Here is a 21,597-nt window from a genome sequence, read left to right on the forward strand (position 1 = left end):
ATCGGGACTGCTCTCCATTGTTTACGCAACCAGTTGCATAAATGCGTGATGCTGGCTATATTTATGCAACTGGTTGCATAAACAAGGAGACCCCCGATGAACGCCGTCCCGAAACCTGCCCCGGCTCCACAGGCTGCTGGTAGCGGCAGTCCCTATCCCCACCTGCATGCCCCGCTGGACCTGGGCTTCACCACGCTCAGGAACCGCGTGCTCATGGGCTCCATGCACGTGGGGCTGGAGGAGGTGGCCAACGGCTTCGAGCGCATGGCGGCCTTCTATGCCGAGCGGGCGCGTGGCGAGGTGGGGCTCATCGTGACCGGCGGCATTGCGCCCAATGAGCGCGGCCGGCCCATGCAGGGCGGGGCCATGCTGGTCAACGAACACGAGGCCGGGCAGCACCGCAAGGTGACGCAGGCCGTGCACGCCGAGGGCGGCAAGATCGCCATGCAGATCCTGCACTTCGGCCGCTATGCCTACCACCGCGACCTGGTGGCCCCGAGCGCGCTGCGCGCACCCATCAACCCCCACGTGCCGCACGCGCTCACGGCGGAAGAGGTGGAGCAGACCATCGAAGACTTCGCGCGCTGCGCCGCGCTGGCCCAGCACGCGGGCTACGACGGGGTGGAGGTCATGGGCTCCGAGGGCTACCTGATCAACGAGTTCATCGCAGCGCGCAGCAACCACCGCGATGACGAATGGGGCGGCAGCTATGCCAATCGCATGCGCTTTCCGGTGGAGATCGTGCGGCGCACGCGCGAGCGGGTGGGGCCGAATTTCATCATCATCTACCGCCTGTCCATGCTCGACCTGGTGGAGGGGGGCTCCACGCTGGCCGAGGTGATACAGCTCGCCCAGGCCATCGAGGCGGCGGGCGCCACCATTCTCAACACCGGCATCGGCTGGCACGAGGCGCGCATCCCCACCATCGCCACCAAGGTGCCGCGCGCGGCCTATGCCTGGGTGACGAAGCAGGTGATGGGGCAGGTGGGCATACCGCTCATCACCTCCAACCGCATCAACACGCCCGAGGTGGCCGAGCGCCTGCTGGCCGAGGGCTGCGCCGACATGGTCTCGATGGCGCGGCCGTTGCTGGCCGATGCCGACTTCGTGCGCAAGGCACGCCAGGGCCGGGCCGACGAGATCAACACCTGCATCGCCTGCAACCAGGCCTGCCTGGACAACACCTTCGGCGGCAAGATCACGAGCTGCCTGGTGAACCCGCGCGCCTGCCACGAGACGGAACTGGTTATCGCGCCCACCGCCGCCAAGAAGCGCATCGCTGTGGTCGGCGCCGGCCCTGCCGGCCTGAGCTTTGCCGTCACGGCCGCGCAGCGGGGCCATGCGGTGGTTCTGTTCGATGCGGGCAGCGAGATCGGCGGCCAGCTCAACATCGCCAAGCAGGTGCCGGGCAAGGAGGAGTTCTACGAGACCCTGCGCTACTACCGCCGCCAGCTGGAGCTGCATGGCGTGGAGGTGCGCCTTTCCACCCGCGTGGCCGCGCAGGAACTGGCGGGCCAGGGCTATGACGAGGTGGTGGTGGCCACGGGCATCCGGCCGCGCACGCCCGACATCGACGGCATCACCCACCCCAAGGTGCTGAGCTACCTGGACGTGTTGCGCGACAAGCAGCCCGTGGGCCAGCGCGTGGCGGTGATCGGCGCGGGCGGCATCGGCTTCGACGTGGGCGAGTACCTCACGCACGAAGGCGAGAGCGGGGCCCTGGCGCCCGCCAAGTTCAATGACGAATGGGGCATCGACACCGCCTATGCCCAGGCCGGCGGCCTGCGCGCCGCCCAGGTGGAGGCGCCCGCGCGCCAGGTGCACCTGCTGCAGCGCAAGGCCAGCAAGGTGGGCGACCAGCTGGGCAAGACCACGGGCTGGATCCACCGCACTTCGCTCAAGGCGCGCAATGTGGGCATGAGCTCGGGCGTGGCCTACGAGCGCGTGGACGACGCCGGTCTCCACATCACCATCGACGGCCAGCCGCGCGTGCTCGATGTCGACCACATCGTCGTCTGCGCCGGCCAGGAGCCGCTGCGCGAACTGTACGACGTGCTGCTGGCCGCGGGCCAGAGCGCGCACCTCATCGGCGGTGCCGATGTGGCCGCCGAGCTCGACGCCAAGCGCGCCATCCTGCAGGGCACGACGCTTGCCGCCGCCATCTGATCCAACAACCTCACCCCAGGAGACATCCATGACCGAAGCCCCGAAGAACATCCACCCCGCCGTCGCCCGCTCGCTCGACACCTGGCACCACATGGTGGCCAGCCGCGACCTGTCGAACCTGCTGAGCATCGTGCACCCCGACGCGGTGTTCCGCTCGCCCATGGCGAACACGGCCTACACCTCGGCCCCGGCGCTGATGCTGGCCCTGTCCACCGTGATCCAGGTGTTCGAGGACTTCACCTACCACCGCCAGCTGGCCACCGACGACGGCCTGAACATCGTGCTGGAGTTCAGCGCGCGCGTGGGCGACAAGCAGCTCAAGGGCATCGATCTGGTGCGCTTCAATGAAGAGGGGCAGATCACTGAGTTCGAAGTCATGGTGCGCCCCCTGAGCGGCCTGCAGGCGTTGGGTGCCGAAATGGGCGCGCGGCTGGGTGACAAGCTCCCAGCGTTCAAAGCCAAGGCCTGATGCGTTCATAAAAAGAAGAGACAGGAGACAAGCCCATGACCGCCACCGCCGCACCGCCAGCGTCCTCGCCCTGGGAAGGGTCCTACCCCGAGGCCCTGCGCAACTACCGGCTCGACCTGGCGGCACTGCCCGCCAACGCCGCGCACCTGGCCACGCAGGCCGCCACCGACCATGGGGACCAGCCCGCCTTCACCTTCGTGCTGCCCACGGGCGCCAACGTGGTGCGCAGCTTCAAGGAGATCGATGCGCTGTCGGACGCGTTTGCCGCCTGGCTGGTGCGCGAGCAGGGGCTGCAGACGGGCGGGGTGCTTGCGCTGCAGATGCCCAACTGCCTGCACTACCCGATTGCGGTGTTCGGCGCCTGGAAGGCCGGGCTCATCGTGACCAACGTGAACCCGCTGTACACCGGGCGCGAGCTGCGCCTGCAGCTCGAAGACAGCGGTGCGAAGCTGCTGCTGGTGTGCGACCTGTTCCTGCCGGTGGCACAGCCTGTGGCCGAGGGCCTGGGCCTGCCCGTGCTCACGGCCAGCCTGTGGGACTTCTTTGAGGAACCTGTGGCATCGGCCATCCGCGCCAAGATGGCCGGTCCTGCGGACTCCACCGCGGCGCCGCTGCCGCGCATGGCCGACGCGCTGGTGCGCGGGCAGGCGCTGGAGCCCGTCGAACACCGCAGCCACCCCGTGGCGGTGTACCAGTACACGGGCGGCACCACCGGGCGCAGCAAGGGCGCAGTGATCACGCACAGCAACATCCTGGCCACCTTGCGCATCACGCGCGATTTTCTCGACGCCTACGACGGGCCGAAGCAGGGCGAGACGATGCTCACCGTGCTGCCCATGTACCACGTGTTCGCCTTCATGGTGAACTTCCTGGTGTTCTTCGAGGTCGGTGCACGCAACGTGCTGGTGCCCAACCCGCGCCCCATGTCCAACCTGCAAAAGACCTTCGAGCAGTTCGACGTGCAGTGGACTGCCGGCGTGGACACGCTGTTCGCCGGCCTGCTGGCCGAGCCCTGGTTCCAGGCCAGGCCACCGAAGCTGCGCTACGCCTTCTCGGGTGGCACGGCCCTGCGCACGTCGACCGCGCAGGCCTGGCAGGCGGTGGTCTGCCCCATCCTGGAGGGCTACGGCATGACCGAGACATCGTGCATCGTCTCGTGCAACCCGCCCTCGGCTACGCCGCGCCTGGGCACCGTGGGCGTGCCCATGCCGGGCTGCCGGGTGCGCATCGTCGATGACCAGGGGCGCGATCTGCCTCAGGGCGAGCGCGGCGAGTTGCTGGTGCAGGGCCCGCAGGTGGTGGCCGGCTACCTGCATGCGCAGGAAGATAGTGCCAGCGCGATCCGGAACGGCTGGCTGCACACGGGCGACATTGCGCAGCTGGAGGAGGGCGGTTTCATCCGCATCGTCGACCGCAAGAAGGACATGATTCTGGTGTCCGGCTTCAACGTCTACCCGAACGAGGTGGAAGACGTGCTCGCGGCCCACTCCGACATCGCCGAGGCCGCCGTCATCGGTGTGCCGGATGCCGGCACCGGCGAGGCCGTGCGCGCCTTCGTGGTCGCGCGCAACCCGGCGCTCACGCCCGAGGACGTGGAGCGCCACTGCCGCACCCAGCTCACGGCCTACAAGGTGCCACGCCAGATCGTTTTCCGCGAGCAATTGCCCAAGTCGCCGGTGGGAAAGATCCTCAGGGCGTCGCTGCGCGAAGAGGCCTGAAAGGGGTCTGAGCAACGGCCTGGTCTGCAGCGGTGAGGCCAGGCCTTGCAGCTACCGAACAGTCGATGGAATGATGTTGGTGGTGCCAAGAACGATCAAGCCCTTGCGAGCGGTGGGGCGGGCCGAAGCGGTGATCCCCGGGGGGAATGCCGTGTCCCCGGTGTGATCTATTTCTCCGCACATGGATCACGTGGCAGCGCAGCAATGAACACTGAATCCATATCCCTCATCACAATAGCTGTTGTCTATTGACAAAATATTACAAATCTACTGACCATAACGCAGATGAACATTGGGGGACTGCGATGGGTTTTCAGAACATGACGATGCGGGCGAGGTTGGCACTGTCGTTTGGCTTGATGGTGGTGCTTATCGTGGTCCTGTCCGCGTTCGCCATCAAGGACATGAGCAGCGCCAAGACGCAATTTCATGACTTCGTGACCGGTATCGACGCACGGGCACATGTGGCCCAAGGAATACGGAGCGCCGTCGACGCGCGCGCCGTGGCCGCTCGGAACATGGTGCTGGCGACCAAGCCTGCAGAACGCGACGCGGAAAAGGCGGCTGTCGTCAAAGCCCACGAAGACGTCCAAAAACGCCTGGCCCTGCTCAAACAGGCGGTAGAAGGCCCAGGCATTCCAGCCAACGTCAGGACGCTGGTGGCCGAACTCGCAAAGATCGAGCAGTCATATGGGCCGGTGGCCCTGTCCATCGTCGATTTGGCGATGGCCGACAAAAAGGACGAAGCCATTGCGAAAATCAATGACGAGTGCCGGCCGCTTCTCGCCGCCCTGATTGCCAAGACCGACGAGTACCAAAAGACAACCGATGAGCGCTCCAAACAGCTGGTGGATTCCTCCGAGGCCGATTTCGAATTCCAGCGCCGGCTCTTGATCGGCCTGGCATTGCTGGCCACCGTGATGGCGGTGGCATGCGGGGTGGCCATCACCCGCGGAGTGCTGAGGGCCCTGGGTGCCGAGCCCGATGCACTGAGCAGTGCCGCCAGCAAGGTGGCGGGCGGCAACCTGTCCAGCATTGCGGGGGCGAGCGCAGCCCCCGGCGGCAGCGTGCTGGCATCGCTGAGTGCCATGCAGCAGAACCTGGCCAGCATCGTGAGCAAGGTACGGGGCGCCACCGACTCCATCTCCACCGGCACGAGCGAGATCGCCATGGGCAACGCAGACCTGAGCCAGCGCACCGAAGAGCAGGCCAGCGCTTTGCAGCAGACCGCCGCCACCATGGAAGAGTTCACCTCCACGATCCGCAACAACGCCGAGAACGCCAAGATGGCCGATCAGCTGGCCATCAGCGCATCCGCCGTGGCCACACGGGGCGGCGAGGTGGTCTCCAAGGTCGTCACCACGATGCGGGACATCAACGACAGCTCGCGCAAGATCTCGGACATCATCGGTGTGATCGATGGCATTGCCTTCCAGACCAATATCCTGGCGCTGAACGCCGCGGTAGAGGCAGCCCGCGCCGGCGAGCAGGGCCGAGGCTTTGCTGTGGTGGCCACCGAGGTGCGCAATCTCGCGCAGCGCAGCGCCAGCGCCGCCAAGGAGATCAAGGCGCTGATCAACGAAAGCGTGGAGAAGGTGTCCGTGGGCACGGGCCTGGTGGATCAAGCCGGGCAGACCATGGTCGAGGTTGTGGGCGCGATCAAGCGGGTGACGGACATCGTGGGCGAGATCAGCTCCGCCAGCTCCGAGCAGAGCACGGGCATTTCCCAGATCGGCCAGGCCGTCAACCAGATGGACCACGCCACGCAGCAGAACGCGGCTCTGGTGGAGCAAAGCGCCGCCGCCGCCAAGAGCCTGGAGCTGCAGGCCCAGCAACTCACCGAAGCCGTGAGCACCTTCCAACTGGAGGATGCGCCTGGAGTTACGCTGGACCGTCCGTGGGCACGCGCCGTTCCCCGCGCCGTTCCGCGCGCGCTTCTCGAACAAGCTTAAGCGGCAGAAGGTGAGAGGTCGTTGTGACCTTTCAGCAAAGGCGCCTTGAGAGCCCGGGAGCCGCCACGCGCCCTGTCGCGAGGAATGGCCTCCTACTAAAACCTGGGCGCTTCATGTTGGCCCTCGCTGTGATGGCGCTTACTACATATCCGCACTGAGGGATGACATGGGCATTCAATCGGACCGTCCGTAGCGTCCGCTCACCTCAACGCTCAGCATCGCCTCTACCCCATGCAGTCAGTCTGTCAGTTACTGGACGCGGCAAAGCTGGGTGCCGAATCTCGCATAGAACCATGCGTGTGGCGTCAGCACGTCGATGATCGAGAGATCGTTGGAGCCTGCGCACCGTGCTGGCGCAAAGGTATTTGAGGTCCGACAAACTGAGCTTTACCCCGAGCGCGATGGGCTCTTCGCTTGGTACAAGAGCTGCGCTGCTTGAAACGGCGATCGGTTCGGGACGGTCATCTACTATAGGACACAGATCGTCCGATGTGGCGATGTCTACACCTCTGCTCAACTCGAACGCTGAACTGAACTGCCTTGGCCGATATTTCCCAGGGCTGCGCCTGTGTCGGGATCGCTGCAACCTAGATGTTGATCGTTCCAGCCATGGGCAACGCCCTGGCACCTCGTAGACTGAAATTTCTCTGTACAAATATGGCCCAGGCACAAAGGGGATTCAATTGGTCCTCTCGCAACATGGGGCGATGGCAGTCTGGGAGGCGAAACAAGCGAATGCGATTGAACCCGAACCAAACATTGTCTACGGGAAACCAGAAGGGAACCGGACACAATCTAAAGTCCAGTGGCATGGAATCCTCGCGGACCAATCCAGAGTGGCACAGGTATCTAAACCTTTCTGTCGTGTGCTGCCAAGGGCTCAAACAAATCAATGATTTACGTAACGCTCGAGACGAAGGCGCGATGGCGTTCCGCACCTACAATGCCCCGCATAAGCAAGGCCCTGTGCATTTGTTTGATCTTCTGGGCGCCTGAAGCCTGCGATGTGGTCGCCCGACAGCTACTGTGGCTGTTTTGACCCCCGCAACGGGATGCTCCTAACCTAATTAACTTAAGAGGGGGAGACCACCTGATGGCATCCTTGCAAGCAACTACGGCATTGATGGGAATAGGCTTAGCTGCGCTGATCCTCTATCTGGTTCGCCGCGATCATCTGTACCTCATGCATGGCCTTTTCTGGGTGGTCGTGGCCGGCGCCGCAGCACTTTTGGGGATGTGGCCCGGCTTGATCGACGGCTTGGCACTGCTTCTCCGCATCAGCTACCCCCCGGCGCTATTGTTACTTTTTGTTTGCATTGTTCTTCTGTTGAAGGCCTTGCATGTTGATATGGTCAACACCCGTATCGAACGCGATATGCGCCGTCTCAATCAACGGCTGGCTATTCTGGAGGCCGAAATACGCCGCTCACGCGACAAGGCCTCTTCGTCTGATATCCCCCATCCATGATCCATCCACTGCTGCCAGTCATCTTGTGTGGCGGCTCAGGCACCCGTCTGTGGCCGCTGTCGCGCGAAACCTATCCCAAGCAATTTCTCTCCGTTCGGGGAAACGGAATTTCCATGCTGCAAGACACGGCCAGGCGCCTGGACGGTGTAGTGCCCCACATCCCCAGGGCTGCGCCCATAGTGGTGTGCAATAGCGAGCATCGGTTCCTGGCGGCGCAGCAACTGCAGGAAGCTGGCTTCGACGATGCCACTCTGGTGCTGGAACCCGTAGGCCGCAACACCGCACCCGCATTGACTCTTGCGGCCTTGGTGGCAGATCCGCATGCCATCTTGCTGGCCATGCCCGCGGACCATGTCATGTCCGACGTAGCGCGGCTCCACCAAGCCGTTGAAATCGCTTGGCAGCTCGCCCAGAGGGGTGACATGGTGACTTTTGGCATCGTGGCCAGCCGTCCAGAAACCGGGTATGGCTACATACAAAAAGGTGAGGCCATCGAAGGCGGTAACGCATTTGCCATTCAGAGCTTTGCTGAAAAACCCGACTTGGCCCTGGCGCAGGACTATGTTGCCAGCGGTAGCTATCTATGGAATAGCGGTTTGTTCATGGTGCGCGCCGACCAATGGTTGCGCGCCATGGAAGTCCTGCAGCCTCAAATGCTCCAGGCTTGCCAAGCTTCCATCGAAAGAAGTGTCCGCGACATGGACTTCGTACGCCCAGACAACGAAGCTTTTGCTGCTTGTCCGTCAAATTCCATCGACTATGCCGTGATGGAGCACCTGCCCGGCAACGATGCGCTGGGCATAGCCGCCCGCGTGGTACCACTGGATGCGGGATGGTCTGATCTGGGGGCATGGGACGCTCTCTGGGATGTTTTGCCACATGACGCTGACGGCAATGCGCATGCCGGCCAGACGCTGGCCATCGACACTCGCAATAGCCTATTGTTTTCCGAGTCTTGCTTGGTAGCCACCGTGGGGATGGACAACGTGGTGGTGGTGGAAACTCCTGACGCCATATTAGTGGTGGAAAAAAGCCGTACGCAAGACGTTAAAAAAATCGTGGCTGAACTCAAAGCCCAAAAGCGCAGCCTGGCTTCAACCCACCGCAAAGTTCACCGGCCCTGGGGCTGGTACGACAGCATCGATGGCGGCGAACGCTTTCAGGTCAAACGCATAGTGGTCAAACCCGGTGCCCAATTGAGCCTGCAGATGCATCATCACCGCGCCGAACATTGGATCGTGGTCAAGGGCACCGCCCAGGTCACCAACGGGGACAAGGTTTTTTTGCTGGGCGAAAACGAGTCCACCTTCATCCCCCTGGGGCATGTGCACCGGTTGACAAACCCTGGCAAAGTGCCTCTTGAAATCATTGAAGTGCAATCTGGCAGCTACCTGGATGAGGACGACATAGTGCGGTTTGAGGACACTTACGGCCGGGCGGTGCCGGCACCGCAAGGCAGCAGTGCCAAAGAAGGTTGACCTTGCTATGCCCGGCCTACCCATGCTGAAAGCCCTGTGGGGCTACCGTGGCTTCGTGTGGAGCAGCGTCATGCGCGAGTTCCACGGCAAGTACCGCGAATCCTTGCTCGGCGCATTCTGGTCAGTTGCCAACCCGCTGACCATGATCGTCATTTATACCGTCGTGTTCGGTCAGCTCATGCGACCTGGTCTTGCAGGCCATGAGCAAACACCGTTTGCATTCAGCATCTATCTGTGCGCCGGGGTCCTTACCTGGAGCCTGTTTGCAGAAATGCTCGGACGACTGAATGGCGTATTCCTGGAGCACGGAAACCTGATCAAAAAATCCAGCTTTCCACGCATTTGCCTTCCGGCCATTGTGGCGGTGTCTGCGCTGGTCAACTTTGGCATTGTGTTTGGGCTGTATCTCGCCTTTCTGGCACTGATTGGCCACTGGCCGGGCTGGGCCTTGTGGGCGATGGTGCCGTTATTGGCCTTGCAGGTGCTCTTTACCCTGGGACTGGGCATATTTTTGGGCACGCTCAATGTGTTCTTCAGAGACGTGGGTCAGCTCACGGGCATCGTGGTGCAGTTCTGGTTCTGGCTCACGCCTATTGTGTATGTATTCGACTCCTTGCCAGCCGCTGCGCGGGCGGTGCTGCAGTACAACCCGATGCAGCCTTTGATGGTGGCCTATCAGACTCTATTTTTGAATCAGCGTGTTCCAGATTTTGCTAGCTTGGCTCCGCTCGTTTTTCTGACGATGTTCTTTTTGATTTTGGGCGCTTGGTTCTTTTTGTCGCGCGTCGGTGAACTGGTGGACGAACTCTGATGGGAACTATTGTTGTTTCGAATGTTAGTAAGGCATATAAACGCTACCCCAATAAATGGGCGAGGATGCTTGAATGGATAACTGGTCGCGATCAACATAAAAAAACATGGGTGCTGCGAGACATCAATTTCACTATTGAGCCAGGGGAGGCAGTGGGAATTGTGGGGGTCAATGGTGCAGGTAAGAGCACCTTGCTGAAAATAATTACGGGAACTACACAGCCGACTACTGGCGGCGTTCATGTCAAAGGGAGAGTAGCCGCCTTGCTTGAATTAGGGATGGGATTTCACGCTGATTTCACGGGGCGTCAAAATGCGTATATGACCGGGCAGTTGCTGGGGTATAGCGTTGATGAAATCCATGCCTTGATGCCGAAAATAGAGGCATTCGCTGATATTGGTGATTATATTGATCAGCCTCTGAGGACGTATTCAAGTGGAATGCAGGTCAGGCTGGCTTTCGCAGTTTCTACCGCAACTCGGCCGGACATACTGATTGTCGATGAGGCCCTTTCGGTCGGGGACGCTGCTTTTCAAAGAAAGTGTTTTAGACGCATCGAGGAGTATAAGGAGGCGGGGACTACCCTGCTTTTTGTTAGCCATGATACAGAGACGGTAAAAAAAATATGTGATCGGGCTATTCTTGTTAATAACGGAATAATATCTGAAATTGGAAAAGCTAGAACCGTTTGCGATGCATATGAGCGATTGCTTTTTGGGGCTGCAAAAGATACGAGAGAGCAAAAAAAAGAGATAGTCCCGCTGTATGACTCATCCTTGGCCTCTAGCAGTGTCGAGGTTCAATACGGAAGCAGGGGGGCAGAAATAGTCAATGTTAATATTTCAGATAGCGATGGGGCTGTAACGAATATTATTCCTGAAGGACATCCCATATTTGTTAGTTATGAGGTTGATTTTAAAGAGCCGGCTGATCGCGTGAATTTCGGAATGATGGTGAAGTCTGTGGATGGAGTATGCGTTTATGCTACCAACGCAAATGCCAATATTGGAAATCCGAAAAGATCTTTCCAATCTGCTGAATCTGCTCGGATTCGGTTCGGGCTACAAGGAAATTTGGTTCCTGGGACTTATTACCTTAATGTGGGAGTGACGAGAGAAGGGCGCGACAAGGAAGAGATGTTGCATCGCAGAGTCGACGTTTTGATATTCCGTGTAATAAGTGCACACGCTTATAGCTCTTATGGCTTTGCGAACCTATTTGGCAATGTTGAGGTGGAAAAAAAGTGATAGTCATCGTGGCGGGGATGCAGAGAAGTGGGTCGACATTTTCCTACAACGTTGTCCGAGAGCTTCTTGATGCAAGAGGCGGTGTTTCTACATCCTCTTCAAACTCGATAAACGACGTTCTTTCTGAATCTGACGGGCCAATCAATGCAATCGTCAAAAGCCATTCGCCTGATGAGCTGATAAATGCACTTCTAAATAAAAGAGGTGTTCCATGTGTTTGCACTGTGCGCAAACCAGAAGACGCTATTGCGTCATGGATGAATGTTTTTGGTTTTTCCCTAGCAGAGTCCGTTGCTACTTATGAGCAGTGGCTTTCGTGGCACCAAAAAATGCACAAAAATATGTTGAACATAAAATATGAGGATATTGATCGATATCCTTGGCTTGTGATAAGGAAAATCAGCAAATACCTTTTCGGGAAATGGGGTGCATTTGAGATTCAAAAAATCTGGCTGAACAATAAAAAGAAGGCGGTATTTAAAAAAACTAGTAATATGAATGTGGGCGATAGTGTCGATATAGGTTTTAGTTTTTATAATAAAGTCAACTTTTATCACCGACGCCATGTTTCATCGTTGAAATCCAAAGATGCATCTGAGTTGCTTAGCCAGGATCAGATAAGTTTTATCAGGTCCAATTTGAATCGCTATCTGGATAAAAACGGCACCTACCAGTGGTAGCTGAAAATACAATGATTTCTTATGCCCAGAACTTTGAAGATGTGATGTTGATGCGCGCACTCGCAAACATAGAGCGGGGGCGCTATATCGACGTTGGTGCGGCTTGGCCTGATCAGGATTCAGTCACCAGAGCATTCTATGAAAAGGGCTGGCATGGCATTAATATTGAGCCAAACCCGGATTTTCTAAAGCTTCTACAAAATAAGCGTCCTCGCGATAATAATGTCGGAATGGCGCTTGGTCGTGCACCGGGGACGCTTCCAATTACTATTTTCGAAGGCTCCGGGCTCTCCACTCTTGTGGATTCAATTGCTGAGGAGGGGGTGGTTGCGGGGCGGCCTTATATTCGTCAGCAGGTTTCTGTAACGACCCTTAATGCAATTTGGAATAGTTATTTTCCACGGGGAGAGGAAGTTCATTTTTTGAAAATTGATGTAGAGGGTTTTGAGCAAGCGGTGCTGGAGGGGAATGATTGGACCAAGAATCGCCCCTGGATTGTTCTTGTCGAAGCCACCATTCCAAACTCTCAAATTGAGGTATATGAGGGTTGGGAAAAACTGCTGCTGACCTCGGAGTATTTTTTTGTGTACACGGATGGATTGAATAGATTCTACGTTGCGAAAGAGCACGCCTATTTAATTCCGGCATTTAAATTTCCACCCAATATATTCGATGGCTTTAAATTGCGTGCTCAATTTGAAATCGAGCAAAAACTCTTGCAGTCTGAGGGAATGGTTGAAGCTTTGAAGGCGAAGGCATCAATATTGAAAAGCGAGGCCAGCGAGGCAGACCGGGCGTTTGCCAAAAATGTTGAAAAAATGGAAGCGAGGCTGGTGGCTCTGGAACGCAGGGCGGTGAATGCAGAGCATGAGATCTCGAGATTGCGTCAGAGCATGTCATGGCGCATTACTTTGCCATTGCGTCTCCTTGCAGATCTGGCACTTCATTTCTTCCCTCTGATCCGTCATGGTCTCAATCGGGCAATACATGGTGCAATCAATGCGTGTCGGCGGCCATTATCGTATTTGATCTCCTTCGTTTTGCAAAAGCCAAAAGCCAGTGCCAGAATAAATCAATGGCTTTTGCAAAAATATCCGGCATTGCACGCGCAATTGCTGGACATTCACTCCCGGCCGGGAAGAATCCATAGTTTTATGATGGCTGGATTTAGCCAATCAAAAGAGCTGAGCAGAGAAGATCTTACGCCCAGAGGTCATAAGATATACACAGATCTTCGAGGCGCCTGCAAGAGTAGTCACTGAGTAATATTTCAATTGACAATAGGCATTGTCCTGATTTGCTTAGAGCTGCTTATTTCCTAGCATTTACATTTATTAATGAAAATTCTGATTGATCTTCAGAGCTGCCAGTCTGGTAGCAGATTTGGTGGAATCGGCCGCTATTCCATGGCTTTGGCGAAAGCAATGATGCGAGTAGGCCATTGCCACGATTTTTATGTCCTTCTGAATAAATCATTGCCCTCAGAGAATGAGGTGCGGGCTGAATTCATTGACTTGATTCCTCAGCATAAAATATTAGCGATCGATATTCCTTCAGATGTTGCAGAAAATAAGACCGCTGCAACTGGTCAAATTGGTTTGACAAGGATGGCGGAGCTTATTCGAGAAAAATTTATCGCAGACCTTTCTCCTGACATCGTGCATGTGACCAGTTTGATAGAAGGTTTGGGCGATGATGTCGTTACTTCGGTTGGCCTGCTTTTTCCCGCATCCAGGACTGCGGTGACACTATATGACTTGATTCCGTTGGTGGAGCGGGAGAAGTACCTTACAAATCATGTGCTCGAAAAGCATTTTTTCAAAAAAATCGATCACATGCGCAATGCCGGAATTCTTCTGGCTATTTCTAACTATTCAAAAATCGAGGGGCATGATGTCGGTGAATTCGCATCAGACCGCATTGTAAATATCTCGTCTGCCGTAGACTCAAAATTCAAGCCACGCCTAATATCGATAGAGCGAGAGCAGGATCTGCGAGATAGATTTAGTATCCGGCAAAAATTTCTCATTTATGTTGCGAGCTTTGATTCTCGTAAAAATCAGGAGGGATTAATAAGAGCTTTTGCACTGACATCGCCTGATATTGTGAACAACTATCAGCTGGTTATTGTCGGAAAAGGCTGGGATGAGATTTATCGTCGCCTTAAAAAAATCGGCAAGGATTCGGGTCTAAGGGATGATGCCGTTCTTTTTTTGGGCCATATTGCTGATGAGGATTTGATTGATTTATATAATCTTTCTTCCTTATTTGTTTTTCCATCTTTCAGGGAAGGCTTTGGATTGCCTGTTCTAGAGGCGATGTCTTGTGGCGTGCCCGCGATCGGCTCTAACACGACAAGTATTCCTGAGGTTTTGGGTCGATCCGATGCGATGTTTGATCCACAAGACACGAGTGCGATTTCGGCTAAGTTGGAGAAAGCATTGCTTGATCAGTCTTTTTATGAGTCTTTGAAAAAGCATTCTCTCGCGCACTCGAAAAATTTTTCCTGGGAGATGTCTGCAAAAAGAGCAATAGAATTCATGGAGACCACTGAGCGTCTTATTGATGACAAAGAGTCTGCTCTGGGCGGCGGCATTATTTATCGAAAATTTCTTTCTAGAGTGGCGGAATGCCCTGATATCAAGAACGTTCCCGATAATTTTTTGCTCAGGTCCTCTTCGGCTGTAGCGGATAATGAAATCTCCGCACTTCTTGCTTTGGGTAAGCTAAAACGGGAGGTGAAAATCGGATGGGTTACTACTTGGAATACGAAGTGTGGAATAGCGTCGTATTCTAAGAACTTGGTAGGTGCTATCAATCAACCATCTGTCATTTTTGCTCCGTTCGAACAAGCCCTGATAGATAATGATGGGGAAAATATCATTCGCTGTTGGAGAAATGGCGGCGGCAATCTCTCGATGCTCAACGCCTCCGTAGACCGTGCTGATGTTGACGTATTATCCATACAATTGAACTTTGGTTTTCACGATTTTTCTGTTCTTTCGGATTTTATAGTTCGCCAAAAAACCAAAGGCCGGGTGGTGACAGTGACGCTCCATTCCACAGTGGATCCTCCGCCTGAAGTGATCAATCGTCGGCTCTCTGAACTTGCCCCAGCTCTTGGTGTGTGTGATGCTGTCTTGATACATTCTCTTAATGATGTGGTGAATCTCAATCGATTGGGCATTCATAAAAACTTGGTATTTTTCCCACAGGGCGTGATTAAGGCATCAGCATCTGAGAGAAAAACCGAGGGAGGTATATTTAAAGTCGCTTCTTATGGTTTCGCGTTGCCTCACAAAGGCTTGGAGCAACTTATTATTGCGGTGGACATGTTGTCCCGGCAGGGTGTTGAAATAAGGCTGGATATGGTCAATGCCATATATTCCGATTCAGCGTCGGAAGCGCTGATTAATCGGTGCAAAAAAATTATCAGCGACCGAGGTCTGTCTTCAAGAATTCGAATGATTACTGATTACTTGGAGAATGAGGATTCTTTAAGTCTTTTGTCCTCAGCTGATCTCGTCGTCTTTCCTTATCAAAATACTTCTGAATCGTCAAGTGCTGCCGTAAGAATGGGGTTGGCCTCTGGAGTTTTGGTGGCGGTTACTCCTTTAAGTATTTTTGAAGATGTTCGTAATTTTGTGTATGAATTGCCAGGAACAAATTCAGAGGATTTGGCGCTGGGCATCGGTAAAATCATCCATGCCGTCGGGCAAGATGTAGAGGAAATAGCCAAAATAAGGGAACAGTCTCAGCGGTGGAGGCTGTGTAATGATTTTGAGCAGTTGGGCAGGTATTTCTCTGATCTTGTTGTCGGTTTTGTGGAAAAAGTAGCGCGCTGATTAATATAATTCGAAGGAGTTGAGATGTCTTTTGATGGTGATTATGAGATCTATGTCAAAAAAATGAACGCGGCATTTCGTGCTCACGACATATATGTAGAGGATGGGTGTTTCAAATTTTCTGATTCTGCCCTGCTTGCTGCAAGAAATGGCAACTGGTTGGGCGCGGTTGGCGATTTGAAAAATAGTCTAGAGCGTGTGCTTGGGAAAAATTTGAACTCCAGTCACCGGTTTTTGAAGAAACCGTATGTAAGGGACTTCAGGTTTGATGGGGGTGACGGGCTATCTGTTGCGATAATTAATGAGCAGTCTTTGGAGTGGTATGGGAGGGATGGCGCAGAGCATGCTTTTGATTTCCTTTTGGAGTCAAAACGTGGGCTATTTGCAAACTCCAAGCGCTATTTGGACCTGGGCGGACATCAGATGATATGGGCATGCTACTATGCGCTGCAATCTGATACGACTGAGGTCATTTCTTATGAGCCATCCATTCTAAATGTCGCTATTGGGACATTTAATTGCTTCATAAATGGCGTCATCGGTAAGGTTGATATTATTCCGTTTGCGGTTCTGGCCTCCAACGCATCAGAAGGGGATGAAAATTCCAAGATGCTAGTGGATTTTATGAATATGCCTTTGCGCGGCTATCGTATTGATCGAATGGATGATTTGAAATTTGACTTCATTAAGACGGATATAGAGGGATATGAGCTCGACCTACTGGCATGCCCCTGTTATGCCAGAATTTTGAAGCATGCTCGGTATTCGCATTTGGAGCTCCATCTTGGGCATCTCCAGGGGCATGGCATTGGGACTGATGTGTGGGTAAACCGGCTCCAAGCCGCCGATTTGAATGGAAAAGAGCTCTATTCTGGGCGTGACATGTTTGAATTCCTGTCGGAGGCCAGTCCAAAAGGATTTTATTCATTTATATTGGAATGATTAATTAATTTCGATCATGAAAAAAGCAATTGTTACTGGGATTACGGGGCAGGATGGTGCATATCTGGCGGAGCTTTTGTTGCTAAAAGGATATGCCGTTTATGGTACTTATCGACGCACGAGCTCGGTCAATTTTTGGCGAATCGAAGAATTGGGGATTGAAAGTAACCCTCATCTTCACTTGCTTGAATACGATCTTACAGATTTGGGTTCGAGTATTTCATTGCTGCAAAAGGTTCAGCCCGACGAAATTTACAATCTGGCTGCTCAGAGTTTTGTGGGGGTGTCGTTTGAACAGCCAACTGCCACGGCTCAAATTACCGGCCTCGGTGCTCTCAATTTATTGGAAGCTATTCGTTTGGTTAATCCGGATATACGCTTTTACCAAGCAAGTACGTCTGAAATGTTTGGTAAAGTCCAGGCCGTGCCTCAAGTGGAAAGCACACCCTTTTATCCGCGCAGTCCATATGGTGTTGCAAAGCTTTATGCGCATTGGATGACTGTAAATTACAGGGAGAGCTATAGCATATTTGGCAGTAGCGGTATCTTGTTTAATCATGAGAGCCCATTGCGCGGTCGTGAGTTTGTAACTCGAAAGATTACCGACGGCGTGGCCAGAATCAAGCTAGGGAAACTCGATGTTCTGGAGTTGGGCAATCTGGACGCCAAGCGGGATTGGGGTTTTGCCAAAGAGTATGTAGAGGGTATGTGGCGCATGCTGCAGGCGAATGAACCCGATACATTCGTATTGGCTACCAACCGCACGGAAACTGTGCGTGATTTCGTGCGCATGGCATTCAAGGGGGCCGGTATTGAAGTGGACTTCATCGGCTCGGCTGATCACGAAATGGCTGTCGATGCTGGGACAGGCAGAACGGTCATGCGCGTAAATCCAAAGTTCTATCGTCCGGCAGAGGTGGAGTTGCTCATCGGCGATCCTGCCAAGGCGAGAGCCAAACTGGGGTGGGAGCCGCAGACAACGCTGGAGCAGTTGTGCCAGATGATGGTAGAGGCTGACTTGAGGCGTAATCAGGCTGGTTTCTCGTTCTGAAGGCAAGGGCTTGGATGCCATGACCCAACCGAGAGCGCTGATCACCGGCATGAAGGGATTTACTGGCCGCTATGTGGCTGCAGAGTTGCAGGCGCATGGATGGGACGTCTGGGGTGTCGGAACGCAACCCGATGCGGCCGACCCTCGCTATCGTTGTGCAAATTTACTGGACGCATCTGCATTGCAGCTGGTGGTGGAAGACGTGCAGCCCGATGTGGTGGTTCATTTGGCGGCGATAGCGTTTGTGGGCCATGGAGATGCAGATGCGTTTTATCGTGTGAATCTGTTAGGCACGCGCAACTTGCTGGCGGTGCTTGCAGACGCTCGGCGCAAGCCACAGTGTGTGCTGTTAGCCAGCAGCGCCAATGTGTATGGCAACTCTATAGAAGGTGTGTTGACTGAGGCCGCGCCCCTCAATCCGGCAAACGACTATGCAGTGAGCAAACTTGCCATGGAATTCATGGCGCGGCTGTGGATGGACCAGTTGCCCATTGTGATTGCCAGGCCCTTCAATTACACCGGTGTGGGGCAGTCTGAGGACTTTCTGCTGCCTAAAATGGCGGCGCATTTCCGCAGGCGCGCGGATACCATTCAATTGGGAAATCTGGATGTTTGGCGAGACTTTTCAGATGTGCGCGCTGTTGCACAGGCCTATCGCCGGTTGTTGCAGATATGCCCTGCTGGGGCCACAGTCAATGTGTGCTCTGGTCGCATGCATTCGCTGCGAGAAATCCTGCACATGATGGGGCGCATTTCCAGCCACAGCCTGGATGTTCAGGTCAATCCAGCATTTGTCCGCGGTAACGAGGTTCGCTCGCTAAGAGGGAGTGCGGACAAACTGCTTGGTCTGATTGGTGATTGGGAAGTCCCGCCGTTGGAGGAGACGTTGCGCTGGATGCTTGAAGTGGCGTAGCCAAGTAGTCTCGGCAACAACTAAAGCGATGTCGTGCATAGTATTCTTTTCGCGTCTGCAAATCGCCAACGCAACGAATATATGCGCTGAATCAGCGCCTCTTCCTAGGCTGCCAAAATCCTTCGTAAATAAATTTCATCAGCCATTCGTGCCGAAGCTGACCATGACGCAGGAAGTTGTATTGTATAGGTAGAAAATTTTCTTGTTGTTGGTCTTTGAGAAGAGATATAGCGCCATGAATCTTGAAGCCTGCTCTGGGCGATCAGGGGGGATTCGCAAGTTGGTACAGCTTCCCCCGGGGAACGTCGAAACCCCCGGGGTCGGTAAGCGCCAAAAAGAGAGATTTCCATTGATTCCGGTATATTGTTCAAATCGAAGGTAAACTGGATCTTCCTCGATGTAGAAAGTCTGAGCCTGCGCGGCGTGGACCCAAAGTGCACCAATGGTTGTTGCAAGAATGCAGAAGTATTTTTGGAGTTTCATATATCCTCTTGGCTCGTCTTAATTCAAAAGCAGGAGATTTATAATTGTGCCGATGTCTGGGGGGGCTTGCATTTGATAGCTGGCGGCCAACGTTAATCCGGAAAAAGGCTCATAGCCAGTGAGCATAATGTGGTAAGTGCCTGCTGCCGGTGTGGGGAGTGTACAAGTCTCAATATTACCAATGAGATATGGCCTGCAATCGTAAGACGACAGGGTTGGCACTTGGCCCAGTTTGACGTAGAGATCTGAATCTCCCGTGCCGCCGCTGATCTGAATCACGAGATTGATGGCTCCGGCAGGAACCGCCACGGAAAAGTACTGCGTAGAGCCAGCACTGCCAGATAAATTGCTTTGTAGCAGAGGTGTCGATGTGCTGCCACCGGAACTCAGATTGAACTGGGCATTGACGGTCGTGTTTGCGTTGACCGTGAATGAGCACGAACCCGTGCCGGTGCAAGTATCCCCACTCCATCCCGTGAACGTGCTGCCGTTGGCGGGCGTGGCTGTGAGGGTGACGATCGAGCCAGGGGGCAGCGATTCAGTGCATGTGTTGCCGCAATTGAGGGCGCCTCCGGATCTCACCACAGTGCCGCTGCCGGTTCCTACCTTGGCAATGGAGAGAACCCCTTGTGGTGTGGGTACAAAACTGGCCATGACGTTCTTTGCCACATTCATCGTCATGGAGCATGGCCCGTTCCCCGTGCAGTCACCGCTCCATCCCGAGAAGGTGTAGCCCGTTCCCGCTGTAGCTGACAGCATGACAGTAGTCCCTGCCGCGTAACTTTCATTGCAGTCAATTCCGCAGTTAATGCCCGCGGGAGAACTGGTTACGGTGCCGGTGCCGGAAATGCCCACCGCCAAGGGAAAAGTGCCAGATGTATCAAGCGGTAGCTTTGATTGGGCTTGGCTTGACATGACGGCAGGCACGCGATCTGGATTCACACCGTATGGATGACTGGTTCCAAATGTCCAGGCGATATTGCCCATCGAGCCATTCAAAAGATGGCAATAGCTCATGATGGTGCCGTTGCGTTGGCCAGCCCCTCCCCCTGAAATTGATGAGATACCTGGCAGATACCCAAGGCGTCCAGCCCCTCCGAGTGAGATACCACATTGCCCGGTGGTGTCCCCCGAGAAGCAGCAGTCAATGGCGCCCCCGTTGTTTGGTGATGGCGCAATGAATGGATTGTCATAGTCATGCGTGTGTGAGCTTCCAAAGGCGTGCCCAATTTCGTGGGCAACCACTACAGAATCCCAGATGACTTGGGGGTTTGAGGGAGTGAAATTGCCCGAAAGTCCTGCGCTAACCCCATAGGCAATAGTTGGACTGGCCAAACTGCCCACATAGGCTATGCCACCGCCTATGTTTTTGCCGCTCATGAGGTGCACATGGTGTCTGGAAACCGATGCGTTTGCGCCCGAGTTCCAAAAAGCTTGAAGTTCATCGAGCATCTCACCTGTTGTCGTTTTGCTCCACGGGTCTGCTGAGGTTGTACGGATGAGTATCTGTTTGAGGTTGAAGCGCGTGGCAACTTCCGTTTGGTACCTGCTGCTAATGTAGGTGAGAAGGTTTGTGATGTACGTGAAGGTTGCGGCTTCAGATCCAAGCTTTTGATAGAGCTCGTAGTCGCTGTCAATGATGATGTCGGCGCGGCGCGGGCTATCCGCTTTTTCTGCAAGAATTTGAGAAGAGTTTGCCTTGCTCGTTTTTAAAATCTCATCTAAGCGAATATTGCGTTGAATCGGCTCACTTTGAAGAAAAGTGGGTGTTACACCACAAGAAAATTCTCGATTGACAAAATCCTTGTGATGATCAACCAGCCGCGACGCGACTTTCCCTCCGCTACTGCCGTGCGCGGGGAGTAGTTCATTCACTATGACCTCATTATCTCGGTGAATGATGGCTCGGATTTCGCCATCTGGGGTTATTGTTGCGAAAGCATAACTTTCGGGCTTTCCCTCTAGGCCGCCAATGAAATGGGCGTTACCGGCAAATGGAAATGCGCGGGCCCCTTTTCCATCTACCACCACATACTGGGTATCGCTGCCAACCACCTCGGAGCGGTGAAGCTCAAGATGAACTACTGAAGGATGCTTGTCATCAACTATCAGATTTTCGATGCGCAATGCCTCACCAGGTTTTGTGTTGAGTGCCGCAGTTGTCGTGCCGGCAAGGGGCGGCTGCCCGGGGACGAGTTGCAATACTTTTTGTGCGCGGACCGTTCCCGGAAAAGCGATGGCCGTAAAAATCGATAGAATAATTATCGATTTCCATATTAATTCGCTTGGTTTTTTTATATTTGTCATTTCATTTGTACTGCATCGCTGGGAAAATACAAATTGGCATTGAATATGGGTGGTCTTCGGGTTGATC

16 protein-coding genes are annotated in these 21,597 nt (G+C 54.7%); 14 read left to right on the top strand and 2 right to left on the bottom strand.

The window, feature by feature from the left end:
• Nucleotides 1-96 precede the first annotated feature (96 nt).
• The 14 genes from KW843_RS01780 (at nucleotide 97) to KW843_RS01845 (ending at nucleotide 18,740) form a co-directional block, all read left to right on the top strand.
• The gene (locus tag KW843_RS01780; protein WP_218293373.1) at nucleotides 97-2,166 is read left to right on the top strand and encodes an NADPH-dependent 2,4-dienoyl-CoA reductase; all 2,070 of its coding nucleotides are present in this window, start codon (nucleotides 97-99) and stop codon (nucleotides 2,164-2,166) included.
• A gap of 28 nt (nucleotides 2,167-2,194) precedes the next feature.
• Complete coding sequence (locus KW843_RS01785) at nucleotides 2,195-2,635, top strand: nuclear transport factor 2 family protein (protein WP_218293374.1); 441 nt, start codon at nucleotides 2,195-2,197, stop codon at nucleotides 2,633-2,635.
• Nucleotides 2,636-2,670: 35 nt separating this feature from the next.
• Nucleotides 2,671-4,353, top strand: coding sequence for an AMP-binding protein (locus KW843_RS01790; RefSeq protein WP_218293375.1), 1,683 nt, complete (start codon nucleotides 2,671-2,673; stop codon nucleotides 4,351-4,353).
• Nucleotides 4,354-4,658: 305 nt separating this feature from the next.
• A complete protein-coding gene (locus tag KW843_RS26890) occupies nucleotides 4,659-6,305 on the top strand; it encodes a methyl-accepting chemotaxis protein (RefSeq protein ID WP_304505110.1) in 1,647 nt (548 codons plus the stop codon).
• A gap of 1,093 nt (nucleotides 6,306-7,398) precedes the next feature.
• Nucleotides 7,399-7,773: a DUF2304 domain-containing protein gene (locus KW843_RS01800; RefSeq protein WP_218293376.1), complete on the top strand. Its 375-nt coding sequence runs from the start codon at nucleotides 7,399-7,401 to the stop codon at nucleotides 7,771-7,773.
• Nucleotides 7,770-9,251 (top strand): mannose-1-phosphate guanylyltransferase/mannose-6-phosphate isomerase, encoded by a 1,482-nt coding sequence (locus KW843_RS01805; RefSeq protein ID WP_218293377.1) that lies wholly within the window; start codon nucleotides 7,770-7,772, stop codon nucleotides 9,249-9,251. Before KW843_RS01800 ends, KW843_RS01805 begins: the two co-directional genes overlap by 4 nt.
• 22 nt (nucleotides 9,252-9,273) lie before the next feature.
• Entirely contained in the window at nucleotides 9,274-10,062 is a 789-nt protein-coding gene (locus KW843_RS01810; RefSeq protein WP_218293378.1) for an ABC transporter permease, read from the top strand.
• Nucleotides 10,062-11,309 (top strand): ABC transporter ATP-binding protein, encoded by a 1,248-nt coding sequence (locus KW843_RS26895; RefSeq protein WP_218293379.1) that lies wholly within the window; start codon nucleotides 10,062-10,064, stop codon nucleotides 11,307-11,309. The genes KW843_RS01810 and KW843_RS26895 overlap by 1 nt, the downstream gene beginning before the upstream one ends.
• Nucleotides 11,306-11,989, top strand: coding sequence for a sulfotransferase domain-containing protein (locus tag KW843_RS01820; RefSeq protein ID WP_218293380.1), 684 nt, complete (start codon nucleotides 11,306-11,308; stop codon nucleotides 11,987-11,989). Before KW843_RS26895 ends, KW843_RS01820 begins: the two co-directional genes overlap by 4 nt.
• Nucleotides 11,990-12,000: 11 nt before the next feature.
• Entirely contained in the window at nucleotides 12,001-13,251 is a 1,251-nt protein-coding gene (locus tag KW843_RS01825) for an FkbM family methyltransferase (protein WP_218293381.1), read from the top strand.
• Between the two features lie 75 nt (nucleotides 13,252-13,326).
• Nucleotides 13,327-15,834, top strand: coding sequence for a glycosyltransferase (locus KW843_RS01830; RefSeq protein WP_218293382.1), 2,508 nt, complete (start codon nucleotides 13,327-13,329; stop codon nucleotides 15,832-15,834).
• A gap of 24 nt (nucleotides 15,835-15,858) precedes the next feature.
• Complete coding sequence (locus tag KW843_RS01835; RefSeq protein WP_218293383.1) at nucleotides 15,859-16,776, top strand: FkbM family methyltransferase; 918 nt, start codon at nucleotides 15,859-15,861, stop codon at nucleotides 16,774-16,776.
• 16 nt (nucleotides 16,777-16,792) lie between these two features.
• Complete coding sequence (gene gmd, locus KW843_RS01840; RefSeq protein WP_218293384.1) at nucleotides 16,793-17,827, top strand: GDP-mannose 4,6-dehydratase; 1,035 nt, start codon at nucleotides 16,793-16,795, stop codon at nucleotides 17,825-17,827.
• 19 nt (nucleotides 17,828-17,846) lie between these two features.
• Nucleotides 17,847-18,740: an NAD-dependent epimerase/dehydratase family protein gene (locus KW843_RS01845; RefSeq protein WP_218294401.1), complete on the top strand. Its 894-nt coding sequence runs from the start codon at nucleotides 17,847-17,849 to the stop codon at nucleotides 18,738-18,740.
• A gap of 138 nt (nucleotides 18,741-18,878) precedes the next feature.
• Here KW843_RS01845 and KW843_RS01850 read toward each other — a convergent pair whose 3' ends face one another.
• Nucleotides 18,879-19,223 (bottom strand): hypothetical protein, encoded by a 345-nt coding sequence (locus KW843_RS01850; RefSeq protein WP_218293385.1) that lies wholly within the window; start codon nucleotides 19,221-19,223, stop codon nucleotides 18,879-18,881.
• Between the two features lie 18 nt (nucleotides 19,224-19,241).
• Nucleotides 19,242-21,530, bottom strand: coding sequence for a M12 family metallo-peptidase (locus KW843_RS01855; RefSeq protein ID WP_218293386.1), 2,289 nt, complete (start codon nucleotides 21,528-21,530; stop codon nucleotides 19,242-19,244).
• Nucleotides 21,531-21,597 lie beyond the last annotated feature (67 nt).

Source organism: Acidovorax sp. sif1233 (assembly GCF_019218755.1).
Taxonomy (GTDB): Bacteria; Pseudomonadota; Gammaproteobacteria; order Burkholderiales; family Burkholderiaceae_C; genus Acidovorax.

Excerpts from the sequence above, each read along its gene's own strand:
- KW843_RS01780 (WP_218293373.1), top strand. The coding sequence starts at position 97 with ATGAACGCCGTCCCGAAACCTGCCCCGGCTCCACAGGCTGCTGGTAGC.
- KW843_RS01785 (WP_218293374.1), top strand. The coding sequence starts at position 2,195 with ATGACCGAAGCCCCGAAGAACATCCACCCCGCCGTCGCCCGCTCGCTC.
- KW843_RS01790 (WP_218293375.1), top strand. The coding sequence starts at position 2,671 with ATGACCGCCACCGCCGCACCGCCAGCGTCCTCGCCCTGGGAAGGGTCC.
- KW843_RS26890 (WP_304505110.1), top strand. The coding sequence starts at position 4,659 with ATGGGTTTTCAGAACATGACGATGCGGGCGAGGTTGGCACTGTCGTTT.
- KW843_RS01800 (WP_218293376.1), top strand. The coding sequence starts at position 7,399 with ATGGCATCCTTGCAAGCAACTACGGCATTGATGGGAATAGGCTTAGCT.
- KW843_RS01805 (WP_218293377.1), top strand. The coding sequence starts at position 7,770 with ATGATCCATCCACTGCTGCCAGTCATCTTGTGTGGCGGCTCAGGCACC.
- KW843_RS01810 (WP_218293378.1), top strand. The coding sequence starts at position 9,274 with ATGCTGAAAGCCCTGTGGGGCTACCGTGGCTTCGTGTGGAGCAGCGTC.
- KW843_RS26895 (WP_218293379.1), top strand. The coding sequence starts at position 10,062 with ATGGGAACTATTGTTGTTTCGAATGTTAGTAAGGCATATAAACGCTAC.
- KW843_RS01825 (WP_218293381.1), top strand. The coding sequence starts at position 12,001 with ATGATTTCTTATGCCCAGAACTTTGAAGATGTGATGTTGATGCGCGCA.
- KW843_RS01830 (WP_218293382.1), top strand. The coding sequence starts at position 13,327 with ATGAAAATTCTGATTGATCTTCAGAGCTGCCAGTCTGGTAGCAGATTT.
- KW843_RS01835 (WP_218293383.1), top strand. The coding sequence starts at position 15,859 with ATGTCTTTTGATGGTGATTATGAGATCTATGTCAAAAAAATGAACGCG.
- gmd (WP_218293384.1), top strand. The coding sequence starts at position 16,793 with ATGAAAAAAGCAATTGTTACTGGGATTACGGGGCAGGATGGTGCATAT.
- KW843_RS01845 (WP_218294401.1), top strand. The coding sequence starts at position 17,847 with ATGACCCAACCGAGAGCGCTGATCACCGGCATGAAGGGATTTACTGGC.
- KW843_RS01850 (WP_218293385.1), bottom strand. The coding sequence starts at position 19,223 with ATGAAACTCCAAAAATACTTCTGCATTCTTGCAACAACCATTGGTGCA.
- KW843_RS01855 (WP_218293386.1), bottom strand. The coding sequence starts at position 21,530 with ATGACAAATATAAAAAAACCAAGCGAATTAATATGGAAATCGATAATT.